The organism is Kitasatospora viridis, assembly GCF_007829815.1.
Lineage (GTDB): Bacteria > Actinomycetota > Actinomycetes > Streptomycetales > Streptomycetaceae > Kitasatospora > Kitasatospora viridis.
Map to the genome: position 1 here is coordinate 163,196 of NZ_VIWT01000001.1, position 15,158 is coordinate 178,353.

The window sequence follows — 15,158 nt, forward strand, 5'->3', positions numbered from 1 at the left end:
TCAGGCCTCCTTGACGGCGGCGGCAGGGGTGCCGGAGCGGCGGCGGGTGCTGCGCAGCGGCGGACGGGCGCCCAGCCGCTTCGGGTCCAGACCGGACCACGGGTGGCCGTTGGCGAAGAACTTCCGACGGGCCAGCAGCGTGATCATCGGCTTGGTGAAGAGGAAGATCACCACGATGTCGAGCAGCGTGGTCAGGCCCAGCGTGAACGCGAAGCCCTGCACCTTGCCCACCGACACCACGTACAGCACCGCGGCACACAGGAACGAGACGAAGTCCGACACCAGGATGGTGCGCCGGGCGCGCGGCCAGGCCCGCTGGACCGCCGGGCGCAGCTGGGCGCCCTCGCGGACCTCGTCGCGGATCCGTTCGAAGTAGACGATGAACGAGTCGGCCGTGATGCCGATCGCCACGATCGCACCGCAGACCGCCGGCAGGTTCAGCGCGAAGCCGATGCTGGCGCCCAGCAGCGTCATGATCGAGTAGGTCAGGATCGCGGAGACCACCAGACCGGCGATCGAGACCAGGCCCAGGCCGCGGTAGTAGACCAGCGAGTAGATGATCACCAGCGCCAGGCCGATCGCGCCGGCCAGCAGGCCGGCGTGCAGCTGGTCGCCGCCGAGCGCGGCGGACACGGTGGTCACGTCGCTCTTGGCGAAGCTCAGCGGCAGCGCGCCGTAGCTGAGCACGTTGGCCAGGCTGCTGGCCTGCTCCTGGGTGAAGGTGCCGTTGATCACCGCGTTGCCGCCGGTGATCGACTGCGCCACGTAGGGGTGCGAGACGACGTTGCCGTCCAGCACGATGGCGAACTCGTTGGCCGGCTGCTGCTGGGTGGCGAGCTGGCCGGTGGTGGTCGCGAAGTCCTTCGAACCCTTGTCGTTGAAGGCCAGCTGCACCTCCCAGCCGTTGGCCTGCTGGGTGTCGTAACCCGCGGTGGCCTTGGAGACGTCCTTGCCGTTCACCTCGACCGGGCCGAGCAGGAACTTGTTGTAGGCCTTCTGGTTCCCGGCGCCCGTGGGCTCCGGGTCGGTGGAGCAGGCGACGGTCGGCTTGCTCGGGTCGGCGGCCTGGTAGTCCTTGCGCTGCGACGCCTGCGAGCAGTCCAGGTTGGCGTACTGCTGCTGGACGTCGGCCGGGATCGCGGCGTTCGGGTCGGCCGCCGGCGGGGCGGCGGACGGGTTGGCCAGCGACGGCGCGGACGGCGCGGCCGACGGGGCGGCCGAGGCGGCGGCCGACGGCGAGGCGGCCGCGGCGGTGCCGGTGGTGGCGTCGGCCTTCAGGGCGTCGGAGACCGCGCGGCCGGCCTTGGTGGCACTGGCCGAGGGGCTCGCGCCGGTCGGGGCGGAGGCGCTGGCGGCGGCGGAGGCACTGGCCGAGCCGCTCGCGGCGGCGCTCGGCGAGGCGCTGCCCGACGGAGCGGCGCTGCCCGAGGGGGAGCCGCTGGGCGTCGGGGTCGGCTGGGCCGGCACGCCGGTCGGCGCGTAGGTGATCACCGGGCGGAAGTAGAGCTGGGCCGTGGTGCCGACCTGCTCGGCAGCCTGCTGGCTGTTCGTGCCCTTGGGGATGTCAACGATGATGTTGTTGTTCCCCTGGGTCTGCACCTCGGCCTCGGAGACGCCGAACGCGTTGACCCGCTTCTGGATGATCCCGACCGCGATGTCCATGTTGGACTTGTTGACCGCGTTCTTGTCGGTCGAGTTGGCGGTCAGCGTGATCTCGGTGCCACCGGCCAGATCGATCCCGAGGCGAGGCGTCCTGTGGCCCGTCCCGAACATGAGGGCGACCAGTCCGACGGTCACTGCCAGGACGAGGGCCAGAGCCCGCCCCGGGTAACCGTCGCGCGGACGCGACTTGGGTGTTGCCACCTTGCTCGTTTCTCCCTGTCCCATGCCGCTGGCTCAGCACCGCCCGCCTGCCTCAGGGACAGGTGGGCGGTACCTGCTGCGGACAACCGTGAGTGGTGCAGCCTGACGGGTCTGCGTGCCGTGGGGGGTACTACTTGGCGGTCTTCTCGCCGGCCTTCTCAAGGCTGATGCTGTCCTCGACGGCCTCGTCCGCGACGGTCTCGGTCTCGGCCTCCTCGGTCTCGTCGGCCTCGAACTCGGCGGACTCGTCCTCGGCGGGACGGCCGTTGATGATCTCGTCGTACTCCTGGGGGTCGATCACCGCGGCGACGGCGCTCTTGGAGAAGTGGGTGAAGACGCCGGGGGCGATCTCCAGCTCCACGGTCGAGTCGCCGATCGACTTCACGGTGGCGTAGAGGCCGCCGATCGTGCGGACCGCGGAGCCCGGGGCCATGGCCGACAGCGTGTGCTGGGTCTGCTGCTGGCGCTTCTTCTGCGACCGGAACAGCAGGAACATCACGGCGATCGGGAGGACGAGGATGATGAGACTCACAGCAGAAATGTCCTTTGAGGGCCCGGCCGGGGGGCTGGCCAGTGGCGATGGTCGTCCCACCAGTGAGACGGGACGGTCCGGCGAAGTCTAGGAGACCCGCTCTGATCGGACAACGCCAAGCATCGCATCCTGCCGCCAAAGGTGGCGAGTCTGCGGCGCACTCAGTTCGGCGCGCCTCATCAGGCGGACGGCTCCGGACCGAGTAGGGCCTGCTGGCCCGGCACCGCGCCGCGCCCGCCCGGGGCGTGCGGCGGCTGGGCCAGCCCCAGGTGCTGCCAGGCCGCGGCGGTGGCGATCCGCCCGCGCGGGGTGCGGGCCAACAGCCCCTCCCTGACCAGGAACGGCTCGGCCACCTCCTCCACCGTCTCGGCCTCCTCCCCCACCGCGACGGCCAGCGTGGAGAGCCCGACCGGCCCGCCGCCGAAGAGCCGCAGCAGCGCGTCGAGCACCGCGCGGTCCAACCGGTCCAGCCCGCGCTCGTCGACCTCGTAGACGGCCAGGGCCCGGGCGGCGATCTGACGGTCGATCACCCCGTCGTGCTCCACCTGCGCGTAGTCGCGCACCCGGCGCAGCAGCCGGTTGGCGATCCGCGGGGTCCCGCGGGAGCGGCCGGCGATCTCGGCCGCGCCGGCCGGGTCGATCTCCACGTCCAGCAGCCGGGCCGAGCGGTGCACCACCTTCTCCAGCTCGGTGGGCGCGTAGAACTCCATGTGCCCGGTGAAGCCGAACCGGTCGCGCAGCGGCGGCGGCAGCAGTCCGGCCCGGGTGGTCGCGCCGACCAGGGTGAACGGCGGCAGTTCCAGCGGGATCGCGGTGGCGCCGGGGCCCTTGCCGACGATCACGTCGACCCGGAAGTCCTCCATCGCCATGTAGAGCATCTCCTCGGCGGGCCGGGACATCCGGTGGATCTCGTCGAGGAACAGCACCTCGCCCTCGGTCAGCGAGGAGAGGATCGCGGCCAGGTCGCCGGCGTGCTGGATGGCCGGCCCGGAGGTGATCCGGATCGGCGCGTTCAGCTCGGCCGCGATGATCATCGACAGCGTGGTCTTGCCGAGCCCGGGCGGGCCGGAGAGCAGCACGTGGTCCGGCGCGGCGCCGCGCTTGCGGGCCGCCCGCAGCACCAGCGAGAGCTGCTCGCGCACCCGCTCCTGGCCGATGAACTCGTCGAGCAGCTTGGGGCGCAGCGCCGCCTCCACCGCCTGGTCGGCGTCGTCGGCGGCGGCGCCGACCAGCCGGTCGACGGGGTCGGACTCGTACGGGCTCATCGGGGACTGGCTCCAAGTCGACAGATTGATAAGGGGTCAGATCGGCCCAGCGGATCCGCTTCAGCGCGCCCGGCTCAGGCTGCGCAGCGCGGACTTCAACAGCGCGCCGACGTCGGTGCGTTGCTGCGCCTCGGCCTCCGGAGTGACCGCGGCCACCGCCTCGTCGGCCTCGCGCGGAGCGTAGCCCAGGCCGACCAGCGCGGCGTGCAGCTGGTCCTGCCAGGGCGCCGGGCCGACCGCGACCGGCGCCGACTGCACCGGCACGGTGCCGTGCGGCACGCCCAGTTTGTCCTTGTACTCCAGCAGCAGCTTGGCCGCCTTGGCCTTGCCGATCCCGGGCACCTTGATCAGCGCCCGCTCGTCGCCCTGGGCCACCGCGACCCGCAGCGCCTCGGGGCTGTGCACCCCGAGCATCGCCTGCGCCAGCCGGGGCCCGACCCCGGGCGCCGCCTGCAGCACCTCGAAGGTGGCCCGCTCGTCCTCGTCGGCGAAGCCGTACAGGGTGAGCGAGTCCTCCCGGACCACCAGCGAGGTGCACAGCCGGGCCGGCTCGCCGAGGCGCAGCGTGGACAGCGTGTTCGGGGTGCACTGCACCGCCATGCCGACCCCGCCCACCTCGATCACGGCGAGGCCGGCGCTGAGGGCGGCCACCGGGCCCTGGACGAAGGCGATCACGGGCGGTACTCCTTGGCTGGGGTGGAACGCGGAGGGGTGCTGCGGGCCAGCGCGGCGGCGATCTTGTCGCTCGCACTGCCGCGCCAGATGTGACAGATCGCCAGGGCCAGCGCGTCCGCCGCGTCGGCCGGCTTGGGTGGCTCGGCCAGCCGCAGCAGCCGGGTCACCATCGCGGTGACCTGCGCCTTGTCGGCCCGCCCCGATCCGGTGACGGCGGCCTTGACCTCGCTCGGGGTGTGCAGCGCGACCGGTATGCCGCGCCGGGTGGCGCAGAGCATCGCGACGGCGCTGGCCTGCGCGGTGCCCATCACGGTGCTCACGTTGTGCTGCGCGAAGACCCGCTCGATCGCGACCAGTTCGGGCTGGTACTCGTCCAACCAGCGCTCCAGGCCCTGCTCGACGGCGAGCAGCCGCAGCGGCACGTCCTGGTCGGCCGGGGTGCGCACCACGCCGACGCCGAGCATCCGCAGCGGCCGGCCCGGCGCCCCCTCCACCACGCCGACCCCGCACCTGGTCAGTCCGGGGTCCACACCCAGTACCCGCACGCTCCCGCCCTTTCCGCGTTCCGCCGCTGCACGCCTGGTCAGACCCTAGCCAACGGCACCGACAGCAGCACTCACCGACGGCCGCACTCACCGACAACGGCACCGGCCCGGCGGTCCGTCAGGACCACCGGGCCGGTCGCACGCACCGTCAGGTGTCACTCGGCGTCGAGCTGCGCGCCGACCTCGTCCGAGATGTCGAAGTTGGCGAAGACGTTCTGCACGTCGTCGCTGTCCTCCAGCACGTCGATCAGCTTGAGGATCTTGCGGGCGCCGTCGACGTCCAGCTCGACCTGCATGCTCGGCACGAACGGCGACTCGGCCGAGTCGTAGTCCAGGCCGGCGTCGACCAGCGCGGTGCGGACCTTGACCAGGTCGGACGGCTCGGAGAGCACCTCCAGGGTGTCGCCGAGGTCGTTGACCTCCTCGACGTCCAGCCCGGCCTCCAGCACGACCTCCAGCACCCGGTCCTCGTCCACGCCGTCGGCCTTGGGCACGATGACCTGGCCCTTGCGGTTGAACAGGTACGACACCGAGCCCGGGTCGGCCATCGAGCCGCCGTTGCGGGTCATCGCCACGCGCACGTCGGAGGCGGCGCGGTTGCGGTTGTCGGTGAGGCACTCGATCAGCACCGCGACGCCGTTCGGGCCGTAGCCCTCGTACATGATCGTGGAGTAGTCGGCGCCACCGGCCTCCAGGCCACCACCGCGCTTGACGGCGCGGTTGATGTTGTCGATCGGGACGGAGCTCTTCTTGGCCTTCTGGATGGCGTCGTAGAGCGTCGGGTTGCCCGCCGGGTCGGGGCCGCCGGTCTTCGCCGCCACCTCGATGTTCTTGATCATCTTGGCGAAGAGCTTGCCGCGCTTGGCGTCGATCACGGCCTTCTTGTGCTTGGTGGTAGCCCACTTAGAGTGGCCGGACATCACCAGCTCCTTTACGTCGCCAAAGGGAAATGAAACAGGGGAGATCTTACCGGTGTCGGAGCGGCGCGCCTGGCACCGGTCAGCCCTGGTCGGCGAGCGCTTCCTCGACGATCCGGACGAACAGCTCGTGCACCCGGTGGTCGCCGGTCAGCTCCGGGTGGAAGGAGGTGGCCAGCAGGTTCCCCTGACGCACCGCCACGATCCGCGACTGGGCCCCGTCGGCGGCCGGCAGCTCGGCCAGCACCTCGACCTCGGCCCCGACCGACTCGACCCAGGGGGCCCGGATGAAGACGCCGTGCACCGCGCTGTCGAAGCCCTTGACGTCGATCGCCGACTCGAAGGACTCGTTCTGCCGGCCGAAGGCGTTGCGACGCACCGTCATGTCGATGCCGCCGACGCTCTGCTGGTCGTCCCGGCCGTCCAGGATCACGTCGGCCAGCATGATCATGCCCGCGCAGGAGCCGTAGACCGGCATGCCCTTGGCGACCCGCTCGCGCAGCGGCTCCATCAGGCCGAAGGAGAGCGCCAGGTTGGACATCGTGGTGGACTCGCCACCGGGGATCACCACGGCGTCGACCTCGGCCAGTTCCTCGGGCCGGCGGACCGGGCGGGCCTGCGCGTCGGCCTCGGCGAGCGCTATGAGGTGCTCGCGGACGTCGCCCTGCAGGGCCAGGACGCCGATGACTGCGGTGCGGGTGGACACGGGTGGCTACCTCTTCAACTCGGTAGTGGGGGCGCCCCCGGCCGAAGGCCGGGGGAAAAAAGCAAGGACGGCCCGCCGCGCCTGGAGCTGCGCGCGGCGGGCCGGACGAACGTGGCGCGGAGCCCGGACTACCAGCCGCGGTTGGCGTAGCGCTCGGTCTCGGGCAGGGTGTCGCAGTTGATGCCGACCATGGCCTCGCCCAGACCGCGCGAGACGTCCGCGATGACCTTCGGGTCGTCGAAGAAGGTGGTGGCCTTGACGACGGCGGCGGCGCGCTTGGCCGGGTCGCCGGACTTGAAGATGCCCGAGCCGACGAAGACGCCCTCGGCACCCAGCTGCATCATCAGCGCCGCGTCGGCCGGGGTGGCCACGCCGCCGGCGGAGAACAGCACGACCGGGAGCTTGCCCAGCTGCGCGACCTCCTTGACCAGCTCGTAGGGGGCCTGGAGGTTCTTCGCCGCGACGTAGAGCTCGTTCTCGTCCAGCGTGGTCAGGCGGCGGATGTCGGCGTTGATCTGGCGCATGTGGCGCACGGCCTCGACCACGTTGCCGGTGCCGGCCTCGCCCTTGGAACGGATCATCGCCGCGCCCTCGGCGACCCGGCGCAGCGCCTCGCCCAGGTTGGTGGCGCCGCAGACGAAGGGGGTGGTGAACGCCCACTTGTCGGAGTGGTTGACCTCGTCGGCCGGGGTGAGGACCTCGGACTCGTCGATGTAGTCGACGCCGAGCGCCTGCAGGACCTGGGCCTCCACGAAGTGGCCGATCCGGGACTTGGCCATCACCGGGATCGACACCGCGTTGATGATGCCGTCGATCATGTCCGGGTCGGACATCCGGGCAACGCCGCCGTCCTTGCGGATGTCGGCCGGAACCCGCTCCAGCGCCATGACGGCGACGGCACCGGCGTCCTCGGCGATCTTGGCCTGCTCGGCGTTGACCACGTCCATGATCACACCGCCCTTGAGCTGCTCGGCCATACCGCGCTTGACCCGGGCGGTGCCGATCTGCGGCTGGTCGGCGGAAGCGGTAGTGCTGCTGGACACGTAAGACCTCACTCGAAGACGAACCGGTGTGCTATCGCCCTATGGTAGGCCGTGCGATCCGCGTTCCGATGCGCCACCCGGTCCAGACCGACCGGCGCTCCTCGACAAACAGGCCGATAGCGCCCGACGCTACGCGGGCGAACCTTGCGGTGCCAGGGCCGCCGGGACCTCGTCGTCCATCTCGAAGGCCATCGGGAACGGCGCCCGGCCGGCCAGCCGGAAGTAGCGGACGATCCGGTGCGTGCGCAGGGCGCGCGCCGCGCGCACCGCGTCGTTGTGGAACCGGCGCGCCATCGGCACCCGGCGCGCCGCCGAGGACAGGTCGCGCAGCACCTCGTCCCCGCCCGGCGCCGCCCGCAGCGCCGCCACCTGCTCCGGCTCGCCGAAGACCGCCCGCAGCGCCTGGCTCAACTCGCTCTCCGCCACCTCGCGCTGCTCCTCGTCGGCCTGCCGGGCCGCGTGCGAGGCCTCGTAGAGCAGCAGCGAGGTGGCCGGGTCGAGCAGCGAGGAGGTGGCGAGCTCCTGGGCCACCGAGGCCCGGCGCAGCAGCTGGGCGTCGAGGGCGGCGCGCGCGGTGTCCAGCCGGGCGTGCAGCCGGTCCAGCCGGCCCGCCGTCCAGCTCAGGTAGACGGCGAACAGCACCACGGCCACAGCGGCCCAGATCCAATCGGTCACGGGGGGCCACGCTACCGGCCCCCGGGCGGCGGCTACGCCAATCGGTGCCCGTCGCCCGCATGGCGCCTAGCTGATGATCCGTCAGTCTGATGATCTGTGACGGGGGTCACCCAACACAGAGAGGACCGGCATGAGCACCGCTCTGCTGCGCCGCGGCGCGAGGAGCGCGGCGGTCACCGCACTGGCCGTCGCCACCGCCATGGGCGCCACCGGAGTCGCCCGGGCCGACGCACCCGGCCACGAGGGCTTCGTGGTCAACGTCAAGCTGTCCACCTCCGGCGTCGTCCAGGCGCCCGACGAACACGCCGGCGGCACCGTCACCTTCAAGATCGCCACCGACGACCCGAACGGCCGCGAACTCCAGATGATCCGGCCGCACCAGGGCGTCACCATGGACCAGGTGCTGCAGGACCTGGCCGTCGCCGTCGGCCCCGACCCGACCGCGGCGGCCGCCGCGATCGTCAAGGTCCGGGACGAGGCCGAGGCGCTCGGCGGCGGCCTGGCCCGGCCCGGCAACGACGCGATCCTGACCGAGGACATCAAGGCCGGCCCGGTCTACCTGCTGGACTTCACCGCGTTCCTGGCCAACCCCGGCTCGCCGCCCCCGGTCAAGGAGCTCGACCTCTGCGAGGACGCCGGCTTCCACCTGCCGCACTTCCCGCACTCGATCGTCATCCAGCACGAGACCAGCAACGGCCCGCGCTTCCAGACCGAGGCCGTGGACGACGCCAACGGCGGCATCTTCGTGCACAACGCCGCCGACGAGCTGCACGAGATGCAGATCCAGCCTGTCGCCCCCGGCACCACCGACGACCAGGTGCAGGCCTACTTCGACGCGCTGCTGAACAACACTCCCCCGCCGCCCCCGCCGTTCACCGGCGTCCCGGTCGGCCTCAGCGTGATCTCCCCCGGCCACGACGCCGTGATCCACATCGACAAGCTGCCGCCCGGCGACTACGTGCTGCTCTGCTTCGTCCCCGACGACCAGACCGGCCTGCCGCACGCCTTCGAAGGCATGCACAAGGTGGTCCACCTGCACTGAGCAGGCGGCGGCTGCTCGGCCCGGGCCCAGTCCCGGGCCGAGCCCAGTCCCGCGCCGGGCTCAGTCCCGGGCCGGGCCCAGCAGTCGGCGCGGGCGCGAACTGCGGTCGTCCTCGCGCACCTTGGAGGCCGCGCCGGTGCCGCCCATCCCGTCGACCACGGTCTCGTACACCGCCAGGATGTCCGCGCCGACCACCGACCAGTCGAACCGCCGCACGTGCTCCGCGGCCGCCGTGCGCAGCTGGGCCAGCCGCACCGGGTCGTCCAGCAGCCGCACCGCCGCCCGGGCCAGCGCCCCCGCGTCCTCCACCGGGAACAGCTCCCCCGCCCGGCCCCCGTCCAGCACCTGGGCGAACGCGTCCAGATCGCTGGCCAGCACCGGAGCCGCCGCCGACATCGCCTCCACCAGGATGATCCCGAAGCTCTCGCCCCCGGTGTTGGGCGCCACGTAGAGGTCGACGCTGCGCAGCAGCCGGGCCTTCTCCTCGTCGCTGACCATGCCCAGGAACTCCACCCGGGCCCGCACCTCGGGCGCCAGAGCGGCGGCCGCCTCCGCCTCGTCGCCCTTGCCGGCCACCAGCAGCCGCACCTCGGGGTGCGCGGCGAGGATCTGCGGCAGCGCCGCGAGCAGCGTCGGCAGGCCCTTGCGCGGCTCGTTGATCCGGCCGATGAAGCCGATCGTCCGCCCGGTCCAGCGCGGATCCGCCTGCGCCTTGGCGAAGAACCCGACGTCCACCCCGTTCGGGATCACCACCGCGTCCCCGCCCAGGTGCTCCACCAGGGTGCGCCGGGCGTACTCGCTCACCGCGATCCGGGCGTCGATCTTCTCGAAGATCGGCTGCAGGATCGGCGAGGCCGCGGTCATCACCCGCGAGCGCGGGTTGGAGGTGTGGAAGGTCGCCACCATCGGACCGGTCGCCGCCCAGCCCGCCAGCATCGACAGGCTCGGCGAGGCCGGCTCGTGCACGTGCAGGATGTCGAAGTCGCCGTCGCGCAGCCAGCGCCGCACCCGGGTCGCCGAGATGATCCCGAAGCTCAGCCGCGCCACCGACCCGTTGTACGGCACGGCCACCGCCCGCCCGGCCGAGACCACGTACGCGGGCAGCTTGGACTCGTCGTCCGCCGGCGCCAGCACCGACACCTTGTGGCCCTGCGCGATCAGGTGCTCGGCCAGGTCGCGGATGTGGAACTGCACACCGCCCGGCACGTCCCAGTCGTACGGGCAGACGATGCCGATCCTCACGAGGCGGCCTCCGCCGCCGACTTCGCGTCCCGCTTCGGGTGCGCCGCCCGCGGCAGGTCGGCGAGCCAGAGCTTCTGCAGCATGTGCCAGTCCTGCGGGTGCTGGTCGATCTCGCCCGCCCAGACGTCGGCCAGCCGCTGGGTCATCGCGGCCTTGGCCGCCTTCTTGTCCGGGTCCGCCGGCACCTCGACCGGCGGGTGGATCCGGGCGCCCATCGTCCGGCCCTCGTACCAGAGCGAGACCGGCAGCAGCGCCGCGCCCGTGCGCTGCGCCAGCGCCGCCGGACCGGCCGGCATCCGGGTGGCCTCGCCGAAGAACTGCACCTCGATGCCGGCCTCCGACAGGTCCCGGTCACCGACCAGGCAGACCAGCTTGCCGGCCCGCAGCCGCTGCGCCAGCGTGGCGATCACCGACATGTCGCTGCCGGTCAGCGCCAGCACCTCCATGCCGAGGCTCTCCCGGTAGGCCACGAACCGCTCGAACAGCGACTCCGGCTTCAACCGCTCGGCGACCGTGGTGAACGGGTACCCGCAGGCCCGCACCACCCAGGCGCCGGCCAGGTCCCAGTTCGCCATGTGCGGCAGCGCCAGCACGGCGCCCCGCCCGGCGGCCATCGCGGCCTCCAGGTGCTCCATGCCCTCGATCCGGACACCGTTGGCGATCCGCCGGTCGCTCCAGGCCGGCAGCCGGAACGCCTCCATCCAGTACCGCAGGTAGGAGCGCATGCCGGCCCGCGAGAGCTCGCGCAGCTCCAGGAACGAGGCCTGCGGCCGCACCCGGGCCAGGTTGGCCTCCAACTGCCGCACCCCCTTGCCCCGGCGCCACCAGGTGAAGTCGGCCACCGCCGTGCCCAGCCCGCGCGCGACCGGCTCCGGCAGCACCTTCAGCGCCGCCCAGCCCGCCGCGAACGCGCCGTCGACCACGCGCTCGCGCAGCTTCGGCTCCGACGCCGCCCCGGCCTGTTCCGCCATCCCTCAGCCCTCCCGGCCCGCCGCCTCGAACGCTTCCCGGCGCACCGTCAGCATCCGCTGCAGCACCGTCACCAGGCTGCCCGCCGCGACCACCCAGAGGGCGATCGGCAGCAGCCACTCGATGTACGGCACCCCGAACTTGTGCAGACCGGCGAGACCGGCGCAGGTGAGCGTGATCACCAGCCGCTCGGCCCGCTCGACCAGCCCGGAGACGTCGCACGGCAGGCCCAGGCTCTCCGCCCGCGCCTTGGTGTACGACACCACCTGCCCACTGGCCAGGCAGAACACCGTCACCGCGCAGAGCAGGTCGTTGTTCCCCTGCCCCGAGTACCAGAGCGCCAGGCCACCGAAGATCGCCGCGTCCGCCACCCGGTCCAGCGTGGAGTCCAGGAACGCCCCCCACTTGTTGGAGGTGCCCGCCTGCCGGGCCATGTTCCCGTCCACCAGGTCCGAGAAGATGAACAGCGTGACGGTGATCACGCCCCAGAAGAACTCCCCGCGCGGGAAGAACACCAGGGCGCCCGCCACCGAGCCGGCGGTCCCGATCAGCGTGACCGCGTCCGGGCTGACCCCCCAGCGCAGCAGCAGCGCGGCGAACGGGGTCAGGACACGTGTGAAGAAGGCACGCGCGTATTTGTTGAGCATGGCCTTCCCGACCGCTCCGATCTCACTACCGGTCTGAAGCACCGGCGGCCGTCAGCGGCACCACCGGGCGGCCGGGCGGATCAGCCACCCGGCGGGACCCATGGTAGCCAGGCCACCGACCGCTCCCGGCCGCCGCACACCCGATCGGCGGCCGATCGGCCCGGCGCAGCCGCCCGGTCAGCCCCGCCGGGGCAGCGCGCAGGCCGCCGAACCGCCCGGCATCCGGTCCCGGTGCCGCGCCACCAGCCGGTACACGGCGGCCGCCAACGGCCGCACCGGCGCCAGCCGCATCGCCCCGCCGAGGTAGGCCCAGGCGCCGCCGGCCCGCAGCAGCAGCTTCGCCACCGCCTGCGCCCCGCCGTACACCTCCCCCGCCGGAGTGACCCAGAGCACCTCGTACCGGGCCCGCTCCTCGGTCAGCCCGAGCTCGGCCAGGTCGGCGAACTGGTACGGCCGCGCCGTCCACCCGCCGGCGAGGAAACGTTCCGCCGCCCGTGCGCAGGAGGAGCAGAAGGCACAGTCGCCGTCGAACACGAGCAGTGGCTCCGAAAGTCTCATGCCACAGATCCTGCCCCAACGCCCTCCGGATCCGCCTCGGGGGTGCGAACCGTGTCACACCGGGGAAGGAACCTGGCGGAAAGCGCCACCGTCAGGTGACGGGACTTCAGACGATCATCGCCACAAGGGCGCTGGGGCACGGTAACCTGCCGCTGAACACGGAGGGAGGGGAGGCGGTCGTGGCGAAGCTCGACATGACTCCGGGTCCGCAGATACCCCGCACGGAAGCCGGCGGCCCGCAGACCGCGGTCACCCAGGCACTCTCGGCCACCGCCTACCGCGACGACGACCTGGACGGGTTCATCGCCAAGGTGCAGGACGGTGTGGTCGGCAAGACCGGCTGGCACGATCTGTTCCGCCCCAACCTCGGCGAGGCCTTCAGCAAGGCCGTCATCGGGCGCACCCTCGGCAAGGGCCGCAAGCCGCTGGTCCCCGCCTACGGCATGGAACCCCGCACGGTGGTCGAACACTGCCTGGCCGCCGAGGAGTTGCGGGCCGCCCGGGACAAGCGGCTGATGCTGGTGACGGTGGTCTGCGGCCTGCTCTTCCTGCCGGGCACGGTGATCTGGCTCGGCGCCCTCGAACTGCGCAGGCGGCTGTCGGGCGGCAAGTGGGACGGCTTCTTCGGAGCGCTGATCCTGCTGATCCCGGCCGCGCTCACGCTCTTCTTCGCCTGGAAGCCGCCGTTCAACGGCCTCCTCTCGCTCTACCTGCGGGTCACCATGCTGGCCCCGCTGGTCGGCTGGTTCCTGGCCAAGCGGATAGTGGTCAACTCGGTCAAGGACCTGCGCAGCCGCTGGGCGGGTGTGCTGGAGGGCAACCTGGGCGCCGCCGTGCTGCCCACCGCCGTGCCCCGCCACGAGAACGACAAGAAGGCGGCCGCGCTCAAGGAGGGCCTGACCCAGCTGGTGCTGGAGCAGGACACCAACGTGCTGCACTACGCGGGCGTCAACGGGATACTCGGCCTCGGCCGCCGCTGGGGCTCCTGGGAGATGGTCGAGGACCTCAGGCCCGCCGAGGGCTTCGAGGAGTTCCGCACCTTCCACACCTGGGACCTGGTCAAGAAGATCACCGACCGGCTGAACGGCACCCTGGGCCGCAGCCACGTGGCCAACGGCGCCGTGCCGAACTCCTCCGTCGACCAGTGGGTGATCAGCTCGATCGGCGCCGGTGCCGACGAGATCAGCCGCCCCGGCGGACCCGACATGGACGGCCCGCGGATGCGCGACCACGCCGTGGTCACCGTCGCCAACCAGCAGGACTTCGGCAAGGACGGGCTGCGCCACTACCTCGGCACCCAGTTCGTGCTGAACAAGGGCCAGCTGATCGTCAGCGTCACCGTCACCGTCACCGCGCTGGCGAACACCCTGCGGGTCTCGGTGGCCGGCCACACCCTCGGGCCGATCCAGGGCGCCTTCACCGACAAGCCCAAGCCCAAGGAGCGCACCGAGCCCAAGCCCGGCAAGTTCTGGGAGGAGCGCACCATCCAGCTCCCCCTGGTGGACAACATCGAGGTGGTCCGGCAGGCGCTGCGCGCACCGTTCCTCAAGGTGCCCACGCTGCTCGCCTGGCTCGGCGGCACGATGAAGCTGCCGGAGCCGTTCGGCCTGCGGCACGCCTGGGCCAACCCGGCCTGGGGCAACCGGTTCATGGCCGACGACTCGGTCCGGATCGCCAGCCCGGTGGTCAGCGCGGTGCTCGCCGCGACCATCGACTTCCTGGCGGACCACGACGTCAACGTGGACCGGTTCACCGGCCGCTCGCTGATCATGAAGTCCGAGATGCAGGGCGCCCGGCCGTTCAAGTCGGACCAGTACGACGCCTGGTGACGGTCCGTCAGACGTGCGACAGGCCCCCCGGATCCCTCCGGGGGGCCTGTCGTTTGCGACTTCGGTGCCGCGACTCGGTGCCGCGACTCAGTCCTGGGGCCAGGCCTCGGCCAGCATCTTGCGGGTGTCCGCGAGCAGCTGCGGCAGCACCTTGGTGTGGCCCACCACCGGCATGAAGTTGGTGTCCCCGCCCCAGCGCGGCACCACGTGCTGGTGCAGGTGCGCGGCGATCCCGGCGCCGGCCGCACCGCCCTGGTTCATCCCGATGTTGAAGCCGTGCGCCCCGGAGGCCGCCCGCAGCGCGGTCATCGCCTGCTTGGTCAGCTTGGCCAGCTCCACCGTCTCCTCGTCGGTCAGCTCGGTGTAGTCGGCCACGTGCCGGTACGGGACCACCATCAGGTGGCCGCCGTTGTACGGGTAGAGGTTGAGCACCGCGAAGACGTGCGCGCCGCGGGTGATGATCAGGCCGTCCTCGTCGCTCAGCGAGGGGATCGTGCAGAACGGGCACCCGTCGTCCGGGGCGGGCCCGGTGGGCTTGTTCTCACCCTGGATGTACGCCATCCGATGGGGGGTCCACAGACGCCGGAAACCGTCCGGTTCCCCGACGCCCTGCTGCAGTACCGGCTCACTCGTCATGCTGATCAGCATAT

Annotated in this window: 16 protein-coding genes; 2 read left to right on the top strand and 14 right to left on the bottom strand. The window is 71.9% G+C overall.

The features are described from left to right. The 9 genes from secD to FHX73_RS00780 form a co-directional block, all read right to left on the bottom strand. Window positions 1-1,863: a protein translocase subunit SecD gene (gene secD / locus FHX73_RS00740; RefSeq protein ID WP_425461355.1), complete on the bottom strand. Its 1,863-nt coding sequence runs from the start codon at window positions 1,861-1,863 to the stop codon at window positions 1-3. A gap of 130 nt (window positions 1,864-1,993) precedes the next feature. Beyond that, window positions 1,994-2,395 carry a preprotein translocase subunit YajC gene (gene yajC, locus FHX73_RS00745; protein ID WP_145902753.1) on the bottom strand — a complete coding sequence of 134 codons (402 nt, stop codon included), beginning with the start codon at window positions 2,393-2,395 and terminating at the stop codon, window positions 1,994-1,996. Window positions 2,396-2,574: 179 nt separating this feature from the next. Continuing rightward, complete coding sequence (gene ruvB / locus FHX73_RS00750; RefSeq protein ID WP_145902754.1) at window positions 2,575-3,660, bottom strand: Holliday junction branch migration DNA helicase RuvB; 1,086 nt, start codon at window positions 3,658-3,660, stop codon at window positions 2,575-2,577. Between the two features lie 60 nt (window positions 3,661-3,720). After that, the gene (ruvA, locus tag FHX73_RS00755) at window positions 3,721-4,335 is read right to left on the bottom strand and encodes a Holliday junction branch migration protein RuvA (protein ID WP_145902755.1); all 615 of its coding nucleotides are present in this window, start codon (window positions 4,333-4,335) and stop codon (window positions 3,721-3,723) included. After that, a complete protein-coding gene (gene ruvC / locus FHX73_RS00760; RefSeq protein ID WP_145902756.1) occupies window positions 4,332-4,880 on the bottom strand; it encodes a crossover junction endodeoxyribonuclease RuvC in 549 nt (182 codons plus the stop codon). Before ruvC ends, ruvA begins: the two co-directional genes overlap by 4 nt. 155 nt (window positions 4,881-5,035) lie before the next feature. Further along, a complete protein-coding gene (locus tag FHX73_RS00765) occupies window positions 5,036-5,800 on the bottom strand; it encodes a YebC/PmpR family DNA-binding transcriptional regulator (RefSeq protein ID WP_145902757.1) in 765 nt (254 codons plus the stop codon). A 79-nt stretch (window positions 5,801-5,879) separates the two neighbouring features. After that, window positions 5,880-6,503: a pyridoxal 5'-phosphate synthase glutaminase subunit PdxT gene (gene pdxT, locus FHX73_RS00770; RefSeq protein WP_145902758.1), complete on the bottom strand. Its 624-nt coding sequence runs from the start codon at window positions 6,501-6,503 to the stop codon at window positions 5,880-5,882. Window positions 6,504-6,631: 128 nt separating this feature from the next. Then, entirely contained in the window at window positions 6,632-7,546 is a 915-nt protein-coding gene (gene pdxS, locus FHX73_RS00775; protein WP_145902759.1) for a pyridoxal 5'-phosphate synthase lyase subunit PdxS, read from the bottom strand. A 129-nt stretch (window positions 7,547-7,675) separates the two neighbouring features. After that, window positions 7,676-8,221, bottom strand: a complete 546-nt coding sequence (locus tag FHX73_RS00780; protein WP_145902760.1) for a LemA family protein — start codon at window positions 8,219-8,221, stop codon at window positions 7,676-7,678. Window positions 8,222-8,351: 130 nt separating this feature from the next. On the opposite strand from FHX73_RS00780, the gene FHX73_RS00785 reads away from it, so the two are divergent. Further along, window positions 8,352-9,263: a hypothetical protein gene (locus FHX73_RS00785; RefSeq protein ID WP_145902761.1), complete on the top strand. Its 912-nt coding sequence runs from the start codon at window positions 8,352-8,354 to the stop codon at window positions 9,261-9,263. 60 nt (window positions 9,264-9,323) lie between these two features. On the opposite strand, the gene FHX73_RS00790 is transcribed toward FHX73_RS00785, so the two are convergent. The 4 genes from FHX73_RS00790 to FHX73_RS00805 form a co-directional block, all read right to left on the bottom strand. Further along, the gene (locus FHX73_RS00790; protein ID WP_145902762.1) at window positions 9,324-10,505 is read right to left on the bottom strand and encodes a glycosyltransferase family 4 protein; all 1,182 of its coding nucleotides are present in this window, start codon (window positions 10,503-10,505) and stop codon (window positions 9,324-9,326) included. Then, on the bottom strand, window positions 10,502-11,476 hold the full coding sequence (locus tag FHX73_RS00795) for a phosphatidylinositol mannoside acyltransferase (protein ID WP_145902763.1): 975 nt from the start codon (window positions 11,474-11,476) through the stop codon (window positions 10,502-10,504). Before FHX73_RS00795 ends, FHX73_RS00790 begins: the two co-directional genes overlap by 4 nt. Window positions 11,477-11,479: 3 nt before the next feature. Next, complete coding sequence (pgsA, locus tag FHX73_RS00800; protein ID WP_145902764.1) at window positions 11,480-12,121, bottom strand: phosphatidylinositol phosphate synthase; 642 nt, start codon at window positions 12,119-12,121, stop codon at window positions 11,480-11,482. Between the two features lie 177 nt (window positions 12,122-12,298). Next, complete coding sequence (locus FHX73_RS00805; RefSeq protein WP_145902765.1) at window positions 12,299-12,679, bottom strand: thiol-disulfide oxidoreductase DCC family protein; 381 nt, start codon at window positions 12,677-12,679, stop codon at window positions 12,299-12,301. Window positions 12,680-12,858: 179 nt separating this feature from the next. Between FHX73_RS00805 and FHX73_RS00810 the strand changes: the two genes are divergently transcribed. Next, window positions 12,859-14,508 carry a hypothetical protein gene (locus FHX73_RS00810; protein ID WP_145902766.1) on the top strand — a complete coding sequence of 550 codons (1,650 nt, stop codon included), beginning with the start codon at window positions 12,859-12,861 and terminating at the stop codon, window positions 14,506-14,508. Window positions 14,509-14,595: 87 nt separating this feature from the next. On the opposite strand, the gene FHX73_RS00815 is transcribed toward FHX73_RS00810, so the two are convergent. Beyond that, window positions 14,596-15,156, bottom strand: a complete 561-nt coding sequence (locus FHX73_RS00815; RefSeq protein ID WP_145902767.1) for an HIT family protein — start codon at window positions 15,154-15,156, stop codon at window positions 14,596-14,598. Window positions 15,157-15,158: the final 2 nt, after the last annotated feature.

Coding starts and splice junctions, on each gene's coding strand:
- ruvB (WP_145902754.1), bottom strand. CDS start 3,660: ATGAGCCCGTACGAGTCCGACCCCGTCGACCGGCTGGTCGGCGCCGCC.
- FHX73_RS00765 (WP_145902757.1), bottom strand. CDS start 5,800: ATGTCCGGCCACTCTAAGTGGGCTACCACCAAGCACAAGAAGGCCGTG.
- FHX73_RS00785 (WP_145902761.1), top strand. CDS start 8,352: ATGAGCACCGCTCTGCTGCGCCGCGGCGCGAGGAGCGCGGCGGTCACC.
- FHX73_RS00795 (WP_145902763.1), bottom strand. CDS start 11,476: ATGGCGGAACAGGCCGGGGCGGCGTCGGAGCCGAAGCTGCGCGAGCGC.
- pgsA (WP_145902764.1), bottom strand. CDS start 12,121: ATGCTCAACAAATACGCGCGTGCCTTCTTCACACGTGTCCTGACCCCG.
- FHX73_RS00805 (WP_145902765.1), bottom strand. CDS start 12,679: ATGAGACTTTCGGAGCCACTGCTCGTGTTCGACGGCGACTGTGCCTTC.
- FHX73_RS00815 (WP_145902767.1), bottom strand. CDS start 15,156: ATGCTGATCAGCATGACGAGTGAGCCGGTACTGCAGCAGGGCGTCGGG.